The 16,167-nt window shown below is 72.1% G+C and carries 15 protein-coding genes; 10 read left to right on the top strand and 5 right to left on the bottom strand.

All coding sequences use genetic code 11. The features are described from left to right. Positions 1 to 43: 43 nt before the first annotated feature. From ACZ3II_RS23230 to ACZ3II_RS23220, 3 genes are read left to right on the top strand one after another with little or no spacing between them, the layout of a single operon-like run. Complete coding sequence (locus ACZ3II_RS23230; protein WP_465519886.1) at positions 44 to 1,075, top strand: FecCD family ABC transporter permease; 1,032 nt, start codon at positions 44 to 46, stop codon at positions 1,073 to 1,075. Continuing rightward, a complete protein-coding gene (locus ACZ3II_RS23225; RefSeq protein WP_465519794.1) occupies positions 1,072 to 2,088 on the top strand; it encodes a FecCD family ABC transporter permease in 1,017 nt (338 codons plus the stop codon). The genes ACZ3II_RS23230 and ACZ3II_RS23225 overlap by 4 nt, the downstream gene beginning before the upstream one ends. Before the next feature lie 26 nt (positions 2,089 to 2,114). Continuing rightward, positions 2,115 to 2,927, top strand: a complete 813-nt coding sequence (locus ACZ3II_RS23220) for an ABC transporter ATP-binding protein (RefSeq protein ID WP_465519793.1) — start codon at positions 2,115 to 2,117, stop codon at positions 2,925 to 2,927. 12 nt (positions 2,928 to 2,939) lie between these two features. On the opposite strand, the gene lhgO is transcribed toward ACZ3II_RS23220, so the two are convergent. The 5 genes from lhgO to ACZ3II_RS23195 form a co-directional block, all read right to left on the bottom strand. Further along, a complete protein-coding gene (gene lhgO / locus ACZ3II_RS23215; protein ID WP_465519792.1) occupies positions 2,940 to 4,133 on the bottom strand; it encodes an L-2-hydroxyglutarate oxidase in 1,194 nt (397 codons plus the stop codon). A 74-nt stretch (positions 4,134 to 4,207) separates the two neighbouring features. After that, positions 4,208 to 5,572, bottom strand: coding sequence for a sensor histidine kinase (locus ACZ3II_RS23210; protein ID WP_465519791.1), 1,365 nt, complete (start codon positions 5,570 to 5,572; stop codon positions 4,208 to 4,210). Then, positions 5,569 to 6,267: a response regulator transcription factor gene (locus tag ACZ3II_RS23205; protein ID WP_465519790.1), complete on the bottom strand. Its 699-nt coding sequence runs from the start codon at positions 6,265 to 6,267 to the stop codon at positions 5,569 to 5,571. Before ACZ3II_RS23205 ends, ACZ3II_RS23210 begins: the two co-directional genes overlap by 4 nt. A gap of 7 nt (positions 6,268 to 6,274) precedes the next feature. Continuing rightward, entirely contained in the window at positions 6,275 to 6,673 is a 399-nt protein-coding gene (locus tag ACZ3II_RS23200; protein WP_465519789.1) for an FMN-binding protein, read from the bottom strand. A 13-nt stretch (positions 6,674 to 6,686) separates the two neighbouring features. Next, on the bottom strand, positions 6,687 to 8,063 hold the full coding sequence (locus tag ACZ3II_RS23195; RefSeq protein ID WP_465519788.1) for a ferredoxin reductase family protein: 1,377 nt from the start codon (positions 8,061 to 8,063) through the stop codon (positions 6,687 to 6,689). Between the two features lie 178 nt (positions 8,064 to 8,241). Here ACZ3II_RS23195 and ACZ3II_RS23190 point away from each other — a divergent pair, with 178 nt between their 5' ends. The 7 genes from ACZ3II_RS23190 (at position 8,242) to ACZ3II_RS23160 (ending at position 16,159) form a co-directional block, all read left to right on the top strand. Next, the gene (locus ACZ3II_RS23190; RefSeq protein ID WP_465519885.1) at positions 8,242 to 8,826 is read left to right on the top strand and encodes a DUF4956 domain-containing protein; all 585 of its coding nucleotides are present in this window, start codon (positions 8,242 to 8,244) and stop codon (positions 8,824 to 8,826) included. Then, positions 8,823 to 9,614 (top strand): polyphosphate polymerase domain-containing protein, encoded by a 792-nt coding sequence (locus tag ACZ3II_RS23185; protein ID WP_465519787.1) that lies wholly within the window; start codon positions 8,823 to 8,825, stop codon positions 9,612 to 9,614. The genes ACZ3II_RS23190 and ACZ3II_RS23185 overlap by 4 nt, the downstream gene beginning before the upstream one ends. Before the next feature lie 94 nt (positions 9,615 to 9,708). After that, the gene (locus ACZ3II_RS23180) at positions 9,709 to 11,493 is read left to right on the top strand and encodes a carbohydrate-binding domain-containing protein (RefSeq protein ID WP_465519786.1); all 1,785 of its coding nucleotides are present in this window, start codon (positions 9,709 to 9,711) and stop codon (positions 11,491 to 11,493) included. 198 nt (positions 11,494 to 11,691) lie between these two features. Continuing rightward, on the top strand, positions 11,692 to 12,606 hold the full coding sequence (locus tag ACZ3II_RS23175; RefSeq protein ID WP_465519785.1) for a helix-turn-helix domain-containing protein: 915 nt from the start codon (positions 11,692 to 11,694) through the stop codon (positions 12,604 to 12,606). A 52-nt stretch (positions 12,607 to 12,658) separates the two neighbouring features. Beyond that, complete coding sequence (locus ACZ3II_RS23170; protein WP_465519784.1) at positions 12,659 to 13,612, top strand: phosphodiester glycosidase family protein; 954 nt, start codon at positions 12,659 to 12,661, stop codon at positions 13,610 to 13,612. Between the two features lie 5 nt (positions 13,613 to 13,617). Further along, positions 13,618 to 14,670 carry a glycosyltransferase gene (locus ACZ3II_RS23165; RefSeq protein ID WP_465519783.1) on the top strand — a complete coding sequence of 351 codons (1,053 nt, stop codon included), beginning with the start codon at positions 13,618 to 13,620 and terminating at the stop codon, positions 14,668 to 14,670. Positions 14,671 to 14,683: 13 nt separating this feature from the next. Then, the gene (locus tag ACZ3II_RS23160) at positions 14,684 to 16,159 is read left to right on the top strand and encodes a GGDEF domain-containing protein (protein ID WP_465519782.1); all 1,476 of its coding nucleotides are present in this window, start codon (positions 14,684 to 14,686) and stop codon (positions 16,157 to 16,159) included. Positions 16,160 to 16,167: the final 8 nt, after the last annotated feature.

The following is a 16,167-nucleotide window of genomic DNA, read 5'->3' as shown; positions in this document are numbered from 1 at the left end:
ACAGGATCCGGAACACCCGCACGGGAGATCAGCTCTGTCCACCATCGACATCCCTGCTCAGCAGGGCAGAAGCACCACGGACCCGGCGCCGCCCGGCCGCCGCTCCGCCGTGCGCCTGATCGGTCTGCTCGTCGCCGTGCTGGCCCTCGTCGCCGTCGTGATGCTGAGCATCGGGTTCGGCGCCCGTTTCCTCTCCCCCGGCCAGGTCTGGGCCGGCCTGTGGGACCCGTCGTCGGAGTTCTACCGGATCGTCCACGAGATGCGCCTGCCCCGGACGCTGCTGGGCCTGATGGTCGGCTCGGCCCTCGGCATGGCCGGCGCGATCATGCAGGCGCTGACCCGTAACCCGCTCGCCGACCCGGGCCTGCTCGGCATCAACGCCGGCGCCTCCGCGGCGGTCGCCACCGCCGCGGTCTTCTTCGGCGTGGGCACCTTCTTCGGGTACGTGTGGTTCGCTCTCGCCGGCGCCGCGATCGTGACCGCGCTGGTCTACGCGGTCGGTGGCGGCCGCTCGGCCACCCCGGCCCGGCTGGCGCTGGCCGGCGCCGCCCTGAACGCGACACTGTATTCCTATGTGTCCGCCACGCTGCTGTCGGACACCCAGGCCATCGACAAGCTGAAGTTCTGGACCGCCGGTTCCCTGGCCAGCGCCGACTTCGCCACCGCCGGGCTGCTCCTGCCGTTCTTCGCGGCCGGTCTGCTCGTCGCGTTCGGAGTGGTCCGGCCGCTCAACGCGCTGTCGCTCGGCGACGACGCGGCCCGGGCCCTGGGCGCCAAGCCGACGGTGATCCGGATCGCGGTGATCGCCGCGGTCACCCTGCTCTGCGGCAGCGCCACCGCGGCGTGCGGCCCGATCGTCTTCGTCGGGCTGCTCATCCCGCACATGGTCCGCCCGATCACCGGGCCCGACCTGCGCTGGATGCTCCCGTACACCGCGATCCTCGCGCCGGTGCTGCTGCTCGGCTCGGACGTGCTCGGCCGGATCCTCGGCAGTCCCGGCGAGCTGCAGGTCGGCACGGTCACCGCGGTCCTCGGCGGTCCCCTGTTCCTCTATCTCGTGCGAGCCGCCAAATGACCGCCACCCGGGTCGAAGTCCGGAGCATCCGGCCGCGGGCCGTCGTGGTCGGCGTGATCGCGCTGCTCGCCACCGTCGTGGTGAGCGTGTTCAGCCTCGGCACCGGCGACTTCGTGATCCCGCCGGCCGACGTGGTGGCGACGCTGTTCGGGGCGGGCAACCCGGCGCACGAGTTCATCGTCACCGAGCTGCGGCTGCCCCGGCTGGTCACCGCCCTCGCCGTCGGCGCGGCCCTGGCCGGCGGCGGCGCGGTCTTCCAGTCGCTGGTCCGCAACCCGCTCGGCAGCCCGGACATCCTCGGCATCAGCAACGGCGCGAGCACCGCCGCCCTGGCCGTGGTGATCCTCGGCGGCTCCGACCTCCAGCTGTCGATCGCCGCGATCGTCGGCGGGATGGCCGCCACCGTGCTGATCCAGCTGATCGCCGGCCGGTCCCTGCACGGGTTCCGGTTCATCCTGGTCGGCGTCGGCATGGCGGCGATCCTCACCGGCATCAGCGGCTACCTGCTGACCCGCGGGCAGCAGATGGAGAACGCCCGGGCGCTGCTCTGGCTCACCGGCAGCCTGGACGGCCGCTCCTGGACCCAGGCCGTCCCGATGCTGGTGCTGCTGGCCGTGGTCCTGCCGTTCCTGGTGCTGGCCTGCGGCCCCGGCCTGCGGATCCTGGAGATGGGCGACGACGCGGCGTCGGCGCTCGGCGTGCCGGTGCCGTGGCTGCGCAACGGCGCGCTGCTGGCCGGCGCCCTGCTGGTGTCGTTCGCGGCGGCCGCCGCCGGCCCGGTCGCGTTCGTCGCGCTGATCGCCCCGCACCTGGCGAAACGGCTCACCCGGGCGCCCGGCCCGAACCTGATCCCGTCGGTGCTGACCGGCGCGCTGCTGCTCAGCGGCGCCGACTTCATCGCCCAGCACGCTGTCGCCGAGCGGGTGTTCCCGGTCGGCGTGATCACCGGCCTGGTCGGTGGCGCCTATCTGGTCTGGCTGCTCACCACCGAACGCCGGGCGGGCCGGATCTGATGACGAAGAACGCAACAGGAGACGACATGACGGGTCACACGCCCCGGCTCAGCGGCAGCGGGATGACGCTCGCCTACGACAAGCGGGTCATCGCCGAGGACCTCAGCGTCGAGATCCCGGACGGCTCCTTCACCGTGATCATCGGGCCGAACGCGTGCGGTAAGTCCACCCTGCTCCGGGCACTGTCCCGGCTGCTCAAGCCGACGGCCGGCACGGTGCTGCTGGACGGCAAGGACGTGCATTCCCAGCCCACGCGTACGGTCGCGAAGACGCTCGGCCTGCTCCCGCAGTCGTCGACCGCCCCGGACGGCATCACCGTGGCCGAGCTGGTGGCCCGCGGCCGGTACCCGCACCAGAGCATCCTGCGCCGCTGGTCGGCCGACGACGAGCGGGTGGTCACCGAGTCGATGGAGTCGACCGGGGTGGCCGACCTGGCCGACCGCAACGTCGACGAGCTGTCCGGCGGTCAGCGGCAGCGGGTGTGGCTGGCCATGGCGCTGGCCCAGCAGACACCGTTGCTGCTGCTCGACGAGCCGACCACGTACCTGGACATCGCGCACCAGATCGAGGTGCTGGACCTCTGCGCGGAGCTGCACGAGCGCCAGGGCCGTACCCTCGTCGCGGTCCTGCACGACCTCAACCACGCCGCCCGGTACGCCACCCACCTGATCGCCATGCGGTCCGGCAAGATCGTCGGCTCGGGGCAGCCGGCGGACGTGCTCACCGCCGCACTGGTCGAGGACGTCTTCGGCCTGCCGTGCCGGGTGATCGACGACCCGGAGACCGGCACCCCGCTGGTCGTCCCGGCCGCCCGGCGCCGCAGTGCCGTGGCCCCCTGAACAGGCCGGTTCTCACGCGAAGATCTGGGCCACCACGTGCTCGGCGATCGCCAGCGAGGACGTCGCCGCGGGTGAGGGGGCGTTGCGGACGGCGGTGATCGGGCCCATCCGGTGGATCCGGAAGTCGTCGACGAGGGCGCCGTCCCGGTCCAGGGCCTGCGCGCGGACCCCGGCGCCGGCGCGGACCACGTCGGCCGCCCCGATCGACGGCACGTACCGCTGCGCCTCGGCCATGTAGCGGCTCTTCGACAGCGAGCCGAGGACCTCCTTGACGCCGGTCCGCCAGTGCCGCCGGGCCATCTTCCAGGTGCCGGGCCAGGCGGCGATGCCGGCCAGATCAGGGACCGAGATCCGGGTACGGGTGTAGCCCTCCCGCGCCGTGGCCAGCACCGCGTTCGGGCCGACCTCGACGATCCCGGTCACCCGGCGGGTGAAGTGCACGCCGAGGAACGGGTACCGCGGGTCCGGGACCGGGTAGATCATGCCGCGGACCAGGTCCGCCTTCTCGTCGCTGACCCGCATGTACTCACCGCGGAACGGGATGATCCGCGGTTCGGCGGCGTCCCCGGCCAGGCCGGCGACCGTGTCGCTGTGGATGCCGGCACAGATGATCAGCTGGTCGACGGTGACGCTCCGCTCACCGGATTCGACCCTGATGTGGCCTTTGTTCCTCTTGATGGCGGTGACCGGGAAGCCGAACCGCACCTCCCCGCCGGCGGCGCGGATGTCCTCGGCGAACGCCGCCGCGACGCCCGGGAAGTCGGTGATCGCCGTCTCCGGCGAGTGCAGCGCGGCAAGCCCGGCGGCGTGCGGTTCGATGTCGCGGATCCCGGACGGATCCACCCGCTTCAGGCCGGGCACACCGTTCTCGCGGGCCCGCTTCTCCAGATCGTCCAGTCGCCCGAGCTCGTCCTCGCGGACCGCGACGACCAGTTTGCCGCACTCGTCGTACGCGATCCCGCGGTCCGCGCAGTACTCCCGCAGCAGCAGCCGGCCCCGGGCGCACAGCTCCGCCTTCAGGCTGCCCGGCGTGTAGTAGATCCCGGCGTGCACCACCCCGGAGTTGTGCCCGGTCTGGTGGCGGGCGACGTCCGCCTCCTTCTCCACGACCACGACTCGGGCGCCCGGCCGCCGCCTGGTGATCTCCCGCCCGACGGCCAGGCCGACGATGCCGGCTCCGATGATCCCGATGGTCTCGTCCGCCACGTGCCCTGCTCCTCCGTGATCGCCTCACACCGGCTTCCGAAGTGGACGCCGGAGGCGTCGACCACGGTATAGGTTCACCGTGGAACCTGGAGCGTCACCGTGACGACCGTGCCGTGCGGCACGTTCGGGCCGGCGGTGACGGACCCGCCGTGCTGGGCGGCGGTCTGCGCGACGATCGCCAGGCCCAGCCCGGAGCCGGGCATGGCGCGGGCCGCCGGGGCGCGGTAGAAACGGTCGAAGACGTGCGGCAGGTCCTCCGGGGCGATGCCGGGGCCGTTGTCGGCGACGGTGAGCACGCCGTCCTTCAGGCGGGTCGTGACGGTGCCGCCGGGCGGGCTCCACTTGGCGGCGTTGTCGAGGACGTTGACGACCATCCGTTCCAGCTCGGCGGGCCGGCCCAGCACGGTCACCGGGCTCAGGCCGGTGTCGAAGGTCAGGCCGGGCGCGCGGATCCGGACCCGGTTGATCGCGGCGGTGACCACCTCGGCGTACTCCACCTGCTCGACGGTCTCCCGGCTGCCCTCCTCCCGGGACAGCTCGACCAGCTCGGTCGTCAGGGTGGCGAGTTCGCGGACCTGGGCGTCCAGGTCGCCGAGCAGCTTGATCCGCTCATCCGGAGGCAGCCGGTGCGCCAGCTCCGGCCGGCGTTCGATCTCCAGCAGCAGCTCCACGTTGGTCCGGATGCTGGTCAGCGGGGTCCGCAGCTCGTGGCCGGCGTCCTCGACCAGGGCCCGCTGTGCCTGCCGGGAGCTGTCGATGGCGGTCAGCATGGCGTTCACCGAGCGGCCCAGCCGGGCGATCTCGTCGTCGCCGCTGACCTCGATCGGCCGGGTCAGGTCCATCGTCACGGCGACGTCCTCGACGGCGCCGGTGAGCCGGTCCACCGGGGCCAGCCCGGCCCGCGCGACGGTCCGGCCGAGCACCGCCGCCCCGCCGATCCCGGCCGCGCAGCCGACCGCGAGCAGCACCGCGAACAGGGTGAGGACCCCCTCGTCGGGGCGCGGGTCGAGGCCGACCTGCACCGCCCCGCCGCCGTCGATCGGCACGGTGAGCACGTTGAACTCGCCCGGCCCGACGGCGATCTTCTCCTGGGTCTCGCCGTGCCCGGCGGTCGCGATCCGGACGGCGGCGACGGTCACCGGCAGCCGGGTGGCGCTGCCGCCGACCACCGCGCCGCCGGCGTCGAGGATCTGCCAGCAGGGGCCGATCTCCTTGCCGTCCGGGCCGGGCCGGGCGCCCTGCGACTCCAGCCACTGCCACGGGTTGTCGGCGATGGTGCGGGCGTCGGCGAGCAGCTCGGCGGAGATCTTGTCCTGCTGGATCTGCCGGACGGTGAACCAGGCGCCGGCCGAGACGAGCAGGACCGCGGCCGCGACCGCCCCGGCGACCAGCAGGGAGAGCCGGTCGTGCAGGGTCCGGCTGCGCCACCAGGCTTTCACAGCGGTTCCTCCCGCAACACGAATCCGACGCCGCGGACGGTGTGCAGCAGTCGCGAGCCGCCCTCGGCCTCCAGCTTGCGCCGAAGATAGCCGAGGTAGACGTGCAGGCTGTTCGACCCCTCGCCGAAGTCGTAGCCCCACACCTGCTCGAACAGGGCGCTACGGGACAGCACCTGCCGGGGGTGGCGCAGGAACACCTCGAGGATCCCGAACTCGGTACGGGTCAGCTTGAGGGCACGGTCGCCCCGCCACACCTCACGGGTGGCCTGGTTCATCCGTACGTCGGCGAAGTCCAGGAACTCCTCCCCGGCAGCCTGCGCGGTGACCGTGACCAGCGCGGACCTGCGCAGCAGCGCCCGGATGCGGGCCAGCAGCTCCTGCAGGGCGAACGGTTTGACCAGGTAGTCGTCGGCGCCCGCGTCGAGCCCGGCGACCCGGTCGCCGACGCTGTCCCGGGCGGTGAGCATCAGCACCGGCACCAGCACCCCGCCGCCGCGCAGCTGCCGGCACGTCTCCAGGCCGTCCATCCGGGGCATGCTCACGTCCAGGATCAGCGCGTCCGGCTCGCCGGCCCGGACCGCGTCGAGAGCCGCCAGGCCGTCACCGACCGTGTCGACCTGATAGCCCTCGAACCGTAGGGTGCGGGCCAGCGAGTCCCGCACGGCCGCGTCGTCCTCCACCACCAGGATGCGCATGGGCCTATTAAAGCCCGGCCGCGTCGAGCGCCGACTGCAGTGACCGCACGTAACCGCCGCTGGTGTAGGTGGCGCCGGACACCGTGTCGATGTCCGCGCTCTGCGCCGCGAGGGTCTCGGCGACCAGCGTCGGGACGGCCCGCGCGCTGATCTCCTCGTGTTTCGGGCTGCCGCCCGGCTTGACCGGCACGGTGACCGAGGTGATCCGGCCGCCGGCGACGGTGATCACCACCTGGACGTCGCCCTCCTGGGTCGGCACGGTGTCGCCGGTGAAACTCTGCCCGGCGCCTGCCGGCGCGACCGCCGCCGTCTCCGTCACGGCGCTCTGCCCGGTGCTGGTCCGGTAGCTGAACAGGAGGACCAGGGCGGCCACCGTGGAGATCATCCACAGACTGATGCGTCGCATGTCACAGGCTCCGTTACCAGGCGAAGAGTTCGGTGTGGACGCGCTCGGGGCGGACCCCGGCGTCGAGGGCGGCGGCCCGGGCCGCTTCCGCCCACTCCTCCGGGCCGCAGATGTAGACCCGGGACGCGGCGATGTGCGGCGCCACCTGCCGGAGGGCCTCGGCGTCACCCTGCGGGGCGAGCGAGGAGGGCAGCCAGGAGGTACGGCGGGCGCGTGGCCCGGTCAGCGGCACCACCCGCACCCCGCGCCGGGACGCGAACCAGTCCAGCTCGCCGCGGAACGCCAGGTCCTGGTCGCTGCGGGCGCGGTAGATCAGGGTGGCCTCGCCGTCGCGGTACGGCAGCTCGCCGAGCAGCGACAGCAGCGGCGTGATCCCGATGCCGCAGGCCAGCAGCACGACCGGCTCGCCGGTGTAGTCCTCGCCGGTCAGCTTCCCGTACGGCCCCTCGGCCAGCACCCGCGTGCCCGGCTTGAGGGTCGACACCCGCGCGCTGCCGTCGCCCTGGCTCTTCACGGTGATCCGCAGTTCGCCGCCACCGGGCGCCGCGGACAGCGAGAACGGGTTCGCCCGGGTCCAGCCGGGCCCGTCCAGGAACCGCCACTGGAAGAACTGCCCGGCCCGGACCGGCAGCTCGGCGAGCCGTTCCCCGGCCAGGTACACCGAGGTCAGGCCGGGGCCCTCGGACACCACGCGGCGTACGGTGAGGCGGTGCCTGCGGTGGCGCAGGAGCGGCAACCCGAGGCGGTACGCGAGGACGGCGCCCGCCGCGGCCAGGTACAGCGTCCACCAGTAGGCCCGCGCCCACGCGGTGCCGGTGAAGTCCTCGCCCGCCCAGATCTGGTGCGGCAGGGCCAGGCCGACACCGAGGTACGCGTACAGGTGCAGCAGGTGCCACGACTCGTACCGCAGCTTCCGGCGAGCCGCCCGGACCGACGTGACCACGACCATCACCAGACAGAGGGTTCCGGCGGCGGCGAGGAGCATGCCGGGGTACGTCAGGACAAGGTCCCACAGCGTGGTGAGAACGTTCGCGCCGGACGCGTACCCCACGGTGATCGTGACGATGTGCAGCACCATCAGCCAGAACGAGGTGAACCCGGTCAGCCGGTGCCAGCGGGCCAGCCGGTCCTGCCCGAACGCGCGCTCGACGAGCGGGATCCGGGCCATCAGCAGCACCTGGAGCAGCAGCAGGTTCGAGGCGTACAGGCCGGTGAGGCGCCCGATCGCGGTGATCGCGCCGCCGCCGGTGAGGTCCGCGAGGCCGCCGTTGCTCACCCAGAGCACGGTGACGATCAGCAGGCTCAGCACGGCGGCGGACGCCCCGGCGCCGGGCCACCAGCGTGGGGTGGCGTTCCGTTCCCGGACAGCGGGCACAGCGGTTGCGGTCATGAGCGACAACCCTGACGCCGCTCCGTAAGACACCCCCGAGTTGATCTTAAAACTTGCCTAAGAAGGGGCCCGCGGATTTCAGAACCGGTCCATAGAGACGGCACAGGATCCGGACAGGTCCGTCCGGCGGAATGGAGAACACCTGATGAACGCCACCTGAAGGAAGCTCCCAGTGACCATGCTGCTCGCCGTCGTCGCGGACCTCGTCGCGATCACCGTTCTGACCTTCGGTGTCTACTTCCCCCGCCACCGCCGGCGTGACCTGGTCACCGCCTTCCTGGGGGTGAACATCGGCGTCCTCGCGGTCTCCATCGTCCTGGGCAACACGGCGGTCGGCGCCGGGCTCGGCCTCGGCCTCTTCGGCGTCCTCTCGATCATCCGGCTCCGCTCGGACGAGATCAGCCAGCACGAGATCGCGTACTACTTCGCCGCCCTCGCCCTCGGCCTGATCGCCGGCCTCGGCGACGTGATGGACGCGCTGCACCTCGGCCTGATGGCGCTGGTCGTGGCCGCGCTGTTCGTGGGCGACCACCCGGCGCTGTTCCGGCGGCACCGCAACCAGCTGATCCGGCTCGACGTCGCGTACACCGACGAGGACGCGCTGCGCGCCCACCTGGAGACGGTCCTCGGCGGCCAGGTGACGACCGTCGTGGTCAAGCAGGTCGACCTGGTCAACGACAGCACCCTGGCCGAGGTCCGCTACCTCGCCGGCACCCGGGCCCGGAACCTCGGCCCCCGCATCGAGCAGGTGAACGCGCGATGACCGGCGCCACCGACTTCGCGCCGATCGGGCTGGACGAACTGGTCGGCGAGGCGGCGCTGCTGACCCGCCTCGACCGCAAGTACCTGCTGCCCGCGGACGTGCTGCCGGGCGTGCTCGCCCGGATGCCGCGCGGCGTGCGGGAGCTGCGGATCGACGGGCGGCGGACGTTCGGGTACCGCTCGATCTACTTCGACACCCCCGGGTTCGACGCCTATCTCGCGGCCGCGCGCCGGCGGCGGCGCCGCTTCAAGGTGCGGGTCCGGACCTATCTGGACAGTGGGCTCGACTTCGTCGAGGTGAAGACGCGGGGATCGCGGGGGGTCACGGTCAAGGAGCGGATCCCGTACGCGGGAAACGGTCTTGATCTCGGCCCGGAGGGACGTGCCCATGCCGCGGAGACCCTGGCCGGCGCCGGGATCCCGCCGGAGGGGCTCGATCTGCGGGCGGTGCTGGCCACCTACTACCACCGCACCACGCTGTACGTGCCGTCCAGCGGCAGCCGGGTCACCATCGACACCGGCCTGACCTGGCGGCTCGCGGACGGCACGACCGTCCACATGCCGCACTCGGTGATCGTCGAGACGAAGACCGCCCGCGCGGCCTCCGACGTCGACCGGCTGCTCTGGTCGCTCGGGCACCGCCCCTGCGCGATCTCCAAGTACGCCACCGGGCTGGCCGCGCTCCGCCCCGACCTGCCCGCCAACCGCTGGCATCCCGTCCTGCGCAAGCACTTCACCGAACGCCTGCCGTACCTCAGCCACGCTTCGGCCGTCCCGAGACAGGCCTGACGTACGGCTGACGAACCCAGCCGTACCCCCGCCCCCTTTCGCCCGTCTGAATACCTGCGCCGGCCACGGCTCGGCTCTGCCTTGAGAGGTCCCCATGCGACTCCGTAAGAAGTTCGTCGCCGCCGTCAGTTCCCTGGTCCTGGCCTCGGCCGTGATGACCGGCTGCTCGTCGTCCCCGTCACCGGCCGGCACAGCGACCGGCACGACCGAGGTCGCCGCGACCACCGTGGCCGTCGACGGCACCCAGAACGCCGCGGCCGTCCTCGCCGCGAACAAGGCGGTGCACACCGCCGGGACCACCGCGTCCGGGACCACCGGGACCATCACGCTGACCGGCTCGTCCGCGACGTCATCGGCGGACGGCGTCACGGTCGACGGCGGGACCGTCACGATCACGGCCGCCGGCACCTACACGGTCAGCGGCGAACTGGCCGGGCAGATCGTGGTGACCGCCCCGGACGCCACCGTCACCCTGATCCTCGACGGCGCCACGGTGCGGAGCACGACCACCGCCGCGATCGCCGCCACCGACGTCAAGGAGCTGGTCGTCCAGCTGGCCGGGAACAACACGCTGTCCGACGCCTCGTCCTACGCCGACACCGCCGACGTGAACGCGGCCCTGTTCAGCGCCGGCCACCTGACCGTCACGGGCTCCGGCAAGCTGACCGTCACGGGCAACGGCAACGACGGCATCACCAGCAAGGACGGCCTGCTCGTCGCGTCCGGCACGATCACCGTGACGGCGAAGGACGACGGGTTGCGCGGCCGCGACTACGTGGTCGTCGACGGCGGCACGATCACGGTGACCGCGGGCGGCGACGGCATCACGAGCGACAACGACGAGGACGCCGACGCGGGGTACGTGACCGTGGCCGCCGGGACCATCACCCTGACCACCCAGGGCGACGGCATCGACGCGACCACCGATCTCGTGGTCACCGGCGGGACGATCACGATCCTGGCCGGCGGCGGGTACACGGTCCAGCCCGCCGGCGACACCTCCGCCAAGGGTCTCAAGGCCGGGGTGATCGCCGTCCTCGAAGGCGGCGCCGCCACCGTCAACGCGTCCGACGACGCGGTGCACAGCGACGGCGCGGTGCACGTCGACGGCGCGAAGGTGACAGTGGCCAGCGGCGACGACGGGGTGCACGCCGAGGGTCAGCAGATCATCGACGCCGGGACGCTGCTGGTGACGGCGGCGGTCGAGGGCCTGGAGGCGGCCGGGTTCGTGCTCAACGACGGCACGGTGCGGGTGGTCTCCAGCGACGACGGCATCAACGGCGCCGGCGGTTCCGCTACCACCTCCGACCAGGGTGGCGGTTTCCCCGGCGGCGGCGGGGAGGAGGTCGGCGACTTCTCGGTCACGGTCAACGGCGGCTCGCTGGTGATCGACTCCGACGGGGACGGTCTCGACTCCAACGGCGTCGCGTCGATCACCGGCGGCACGGTCGTGGTCAACGGGCCGGAGGGCAACGGTAACGGGGCGCTCGACGTCAACGGCACGTTCACCGTCAGCGGCGGCACGCTGGTCGCCGCCGGCAGCGCCGGGATGGTGGTCACCCCCGGCGCCGACTCCAAGCAGGGCTGGATCTCCGCGACGCTGACCACGGCGATCGCCGCCGGCACGACCGTCCAGATCACCGACAGCAGCGGTACGGTCGTCGGCACCTACGTGACCAGCAAGAGCATCCAGAACATCACCTTCTCGTCGTCGAAGATCAAGTCCGGCTCGCCGTACACGGTGTCCACCGGCGGCACCGCCACCGGCGCCTCGACCGGCGGCCTGGCCACCGGCGGCACGCTCGGCTCGGCCCCGAAGATCGCCACGGTGACCGCGAACACCGCCCCCGCCGGCGGAGGTGGCCGCGGCCACCGCTGACGGCACGGTTACGTCCGGCCGTGCGCAGCGGCTGGTTGTCACGGCTGTCTCAGCGGAGCTGAGGCAGCCGTGAGCGCCGGCCGGGGCCGTACGGGGTGTGTCCGATCGCTCACCGATGTGAGCGTGCGACAAGTGTGCGAGTGAGTATGCTGGGGCCGACCGTCATCGAGGCATCCACAGAGGACAGTCGAGGTCCACGTGTCCGACGAAGCGATCGACATCGACGACGAGGGCAACGCCAACGGCACGGGCGGCAGCGGCGCCACCGTCCGCCGGCTCCAGCTCGGCGCTCATCTGCGTGCCCTGCGCCAGGCCAAGGGCATCACCCGGGAGGCCGCCGGCTATGTCATCCGCGGCTCCGAGTCCAAGATCAGCCGGATGGAGCTGGGCCGGGTCAGCTTCAAGGAACGCGACGTCACCGACCTGCTGAAGCTGTACGGTGTGGACGATCCGGCCGAGCACCGGCGGGTCCTCACCCTGGTCCGCGAGGCCAACGCCCCGAGCTGGTGGCAGGCGTACGGGGACGTGCTCGACACCTGGTTCCAGAACTATCTGGACCTGGAGCAGGCGGCCGAGCTGATCCGCACCTACGAGATCCAGTTCGTGCCGGGCCTGCTGCAGACCGACGCGTACGCGCGCGCCGTGATCGCTCTCGGCCACGAGGACGGTGGGCCCGCCGAGATCGACCGCCGGGCGAAACTGCGGATGGCCCGCAAGCAGGTCCTGGAGCGGGCCGAGGCGCCCCGGCTGTGGGCGGTGCTGGACGAGGCGGTGCTGCGCCGCCCGATCGGCGGTCCCGAGGTGCTCCGCGAGCAGATCCGCTACCTGCTCGAGGTGTCCGAGTCGCCGCGGGTGCGGTTGCAGGTGATGCCGTTCGAGAAGGGCGGGCACGCGGCGGCCGGCGGGGCGTTCAGCATCCTGCGGTTCCCGCACGCCAAGCTGCCCGACGTGGTCTACATCGAACACCTCACCGGCGGGCTCTATCTGGAGCGCCGGGAGGAGGTCGACAAGTACGCGGCGGCGATCGGCCGGCTGTTCATCGAGGCGGAGCTTCCGCAGCGTACGCCGGAGATCCTGCGCGGCATCCTGGCGGAGCTGGACGCTCGTCCGTAACGCACGGGCCGGCCACAGGGGGCCCACAAGATCCGCCGCTTCACTTCGACAGGTGACAGCGAATCCCGTACCCCCTCAGCCCCGCCGGATCAGCCGCCGTGGTCTCCTCGCCGGTGGTCTCGGCCTGCTCGCCACCGCCGGCGGTGGCGGCGCCTGGGCCCTCGACCGTTACGTCATCGATCACGTCGAGGTGTCCGGCGCCTCCACGCTGAGCGCGCGGAACGTCGTCGTGGCCGAGGCCGACACGAGCGGCACGGCCACCGCCGGCGGCTACACCAGCGACACCGCGCAGATCTCGATCGACACGGTGTCGACCGGGTCGGGCGACGACACGATCACGTACTTCGTGGCGGACGTGCGGGTCGGTGACGCGACGATCGTGCGGTCGGCGTTCGCGAACGACCAGTTCGGCGAGAACATCATCGCGAACCCGTCGGAGATCGCCGCCTCGGTGAACGCGGTGCTCGCGATCAACGGCGACTACTACGGGTTCCGGGACACCGGCATCGTGATCCGCAACGGTGTGAAATTCCGGGACTCGGGGGCGCGGCAGGGGCTCGCGTTCCACGCCGACGGGTCGATGAGGCTGTACGACGAGACCACCACCAGCGCGGACGAGCTGATCGCCGGCGGGGTGTGGAACACGCTGTCGTTCGGGCCGGGACTCGTCGACGGCGGGAAGGTGATCTCCGGGATCGACCGGGTGGAGGTCGACACCAACGTCGGCAACCACTCGATCCAGGGGCAGCAGCCACGCACCGGGGTCGGCCTGATCGACACCAACCACCTGGTGTTCGTGGTGGTGGACGGGCGCAGCACGGGGTACAGCCGGGGCGTCACGATGCCGGAGTTCGCGGAGATCTTCACCGGGCTCGGGGCGGAGACGGCGTACAACCTGGACGGTGGCGGGTCCTCGGCGATGATCTTCCGGGGCAGCCTGGTCAACAACCCGCTCGGTAGGGGCCGGGAGCGGGGCACCAGCGACATCCTGTACGTGGCGGGGTGAGCGCCGTGATCGTGCTGATTCCCGCGTACCAGCCCGACCACCGCCTCGCGCGCCTGGTCGAGAGGCTGGACCGGCACCGGGTCCTGGTCGTCGACGACGGGAGCGGTCCCGCGTACGCCGCAGCTTTCGCCCACGCCCGCCGGGCCGGCGCCGAAGTGATCACCCTCGGCCACAACCGGGGTAAGGGTTTCGCCCTGCGGACCGGGTTCGCGCACATCCGGGCGCACTGCCCGGGCGAGGACGTGGTGTGCGCCGACAGCGACGGGCAGCACCGGGTCGAGGACATCGAGGCGGTCGCTGATCGGGTCCGGACATCACCGGCGGCGATGGTGCTCGGTGTCCGGCGGTTCACCGGGCGGGTGCCGGCCCGCAGCCGGTTCGGCAACGCCGCCACCCGGATCGCCTTCCGGATGATCACCGGGCTCGGCGTGACCGACACCCAGACCGGGCTGCGCGGGTACCCGGCCCGCACGCTGGCCTGGCTGGACCGGATGCCCGGTGACCGCTTCGAGTACGAGCTGCGCCTGCTGCTGCGCGCCGCCCGGGAGCATCTGCCGATCGAGGAGGTCGAGATCGCCACCGTCTACCTGGACGGCAATCGTTCGTCGCACTTCCGGCCGGTGATCGACTCGGCGCGGATCTACGGCCCGCTGCTCGGTTTCGCCGGATCCTCGCTGCTCTGCTTCGCGATCGACGCCGCGCTACTGGCCGCCGGCGTCGCGGCCACCGGTGACCTGGTCGTCTCCGCCGTGGCCGCCCGGCTGGTCAGCGCCACCGTCAACTACACGGTCAACCGCCGGATGGTGTTCGACCGGGCGCCCCACCGGCAGGCGCTGCCCCGGTACGCGGCCCTCGCCCTGGCGGCCCTGTCCGCGAACGTGGTCCTGCTGCACCTGCTGACCGCGCTGACCGGCTCCCTGATGATCGCCAAGGTGGTCACCGAGCCGGCGTTGTTCCTGGCCGGCTTCGTGATCCAGCGGCTGTTCGTCTTCCGGCGCCGCCCCGCCGCCCGCACCCGGATCGCAACCGTGCCACAGCCCGCCGGCACCCGGGGGTGATCACGCTGGCGGCATGACACGAGTGCGGCGCCTCGCGGCCTGGCATTACTGCCTCGCTGCGGCCCCCATCATGATCGGGTTGTACTACCTGCTGGTGGTCAACAACCTGTGGGCGGGCGGCCAGATCGCCCTCTACGTCAGCGCGAACGCGGCCTTCTCGATCTGCGCGCTGATCGCCGCCCGCCGGCACACGTCGATGCGGAAGATCCTCTACCTGCTGAGCGCGTCCGGCGCCGTCGGGGTGATCGGCGACGTGGTCTTCTACATCGGCGCGCTGATGAACGGGGAGCCGCCGTATCCCGGTCCCGCCGACCTGTTCTATCTGGCGGCCTACCCGCTGATGGCGATCGGCCTGCTGCTGATCGTGCGGCGGCGCACCCCCGGCTGGAACAGCGCCAGCATCATCGACGCGTCGATCGTCGCGATCGGCGCCGGCTACCTGATCTTCCTGTTCCTGATCGTCCCGAACATCGACTTCGAGAACCGGCTCACGTCGCTGACCTCGGCCGCGTACCCGATCGGCGACCTGATGCTGATGGTCGTCGGCGCGCGGCTGATGCTCGGCGCCGGCCCGCGCACGACCGCGCTGCGGTTCATCGGCGTCTACCTGTTCCTGGTGCTGATCGCCGACAGCATCTACGGCATCCAGAGCCTCAACGGCACCTACCAGGGCGGCAACTTCCTCGACGCGTTCTGGATGGCGGCCGGCTTCGTCTTCGCCGCGGCGGTGCTGCACCCGTCCGCGCCGCAGCTGGTGGCCGCGTCCAACACCGCCACCCCGGACGCCACCCCGGGCCGTCTCGCCATCCTGGCGATCGCCGCGATCACCCCGCCCACCTCCACCGTCGTCCAGCACTACCTGGGCAACAAGGAGCACCTGGTCGCCGCGGCGGTCGTCTGCAACATCGTGTTCCTGCTGGTCATGCTGCGGATGGCCGGGCTGGTCCGGGCGCAGCGGATGGCGGCGATCACCGACGGGCTGACCGGGCTGCGGACCCGCCGGTACTTCGAGGAGGCCCTCGCCAACGAAGGCGACCGGACCACCCGGTACGGCGTCCCGTTCGGCATGCTGCTGCTCGACATCGACCACTTCAAGACCGTCAACGACACCTTCGGCCACAACGGCGGCGACCGGGTCCTGGTCGAGGTCACGCACCGGCTGCGGTCGCTGGTCCGGCCCGGTGACGTGGTCGCCCGCTACGGCGGCGAGGAGTTCGCGGTGCTGCTGCCGGACACCGGCCCGGACGAGGCGCGCGAGATCGCCGAGCGGATCCGCCGCGGCGTCGCCGTCGCCCCGATCGCCGTCGGCGAGTCCCGGCTGCACCAGGTCACCGTCTCCGTCGGCGTCGCCGGGATGCCGGCCGCCGGATCCACGTCGGAGCTGGTGCTCGCCGCCGACCGGGCGCTCTACGCGGCCAAGAACGCGGGCCGCGACCAGGTCGCCAGCGCGCACGCCCCGGCGCCGGTGCCGGTGGGGCGCGCCGCCTGAGACATCGA

Source organism: Actinoplanes sp. NPDC019969, from assembly GCF_055562375.1.
Note: the sequence above shows the minus strand (reverse complement) of the source record. Positions and strands in the feature narration are given on the sequence as shown.

Excerpts from the sequence above, each read along its gene's own strand:
- ACZ3II_RS23200 (WP_465519789.1), bottom strand. The coding sequence starts at position 6,673 with ATGCGACGCATCAGTCTGTGGATGATCTCCACGGTGGCCGCCCTGGTC.
- ACZ3II_RS23220 (WP_465519793.1), top strand. The coding sequence starts at position 2,115 with ATGACGGGTCACACGCCCCGGCTCAGCGGCAGCGGGATGACGCTCGCC.
- ACZ3II_RS23190 (WP_465519885.1), top strand. The coding sequence starts at position 8,242 with ATGCTGCTCGCCGTCGTCGCGGACCTCGTCGCGATCACCGTTCTGACC.
- ACZ3II_RS23160 (WP_465519782.1), top strand. The coding sequence starts at position 14,684 with ATGACACGAGTGCGGCGCCTCGCGGCCTGGCATTACTGCCTCGCTGCG.
- ACZ3II_RS23180 (WP_465519786.1), top strand. The coding sequence starts at position 9,709 with ATGCGACTCCGTAAGAAGTTCGTCGCCGCCGTCAGTTCCCTGGTCCTG.
- ACZ3II_RS23195 (WP_465519788.1), bottom strand. The coding sequence starts at position 8,063 with ATGACCGCAACCGCTGTGCCCGCTGTCCGGGAACGGAACGCCACCCCA.
- ACZ3II_RS23225 (WP_465519794.1), top strand. The coding sequence starts at position 1,072 with ATGACCGCCACCCGGGTCGAAGTCCGGAGCATCCGGCCGCGGGCCGTC.
- ACZ3II_RS23205 (WP_465519790.1), bottom strand. The coding sequence starts at position 6,267 with ATGCGCATCCTGGTGGTGGAGGACGACGCGGCCGTGCGGGACTCGCTG.
- ACZ3II_RS23185 (WP_465519787.1), top strand. The coding sequence starts at position 8,823 with ATGACCGGCGCCACCGACTTCGCGCCGATCGGGCTGGACGAACTGGTC.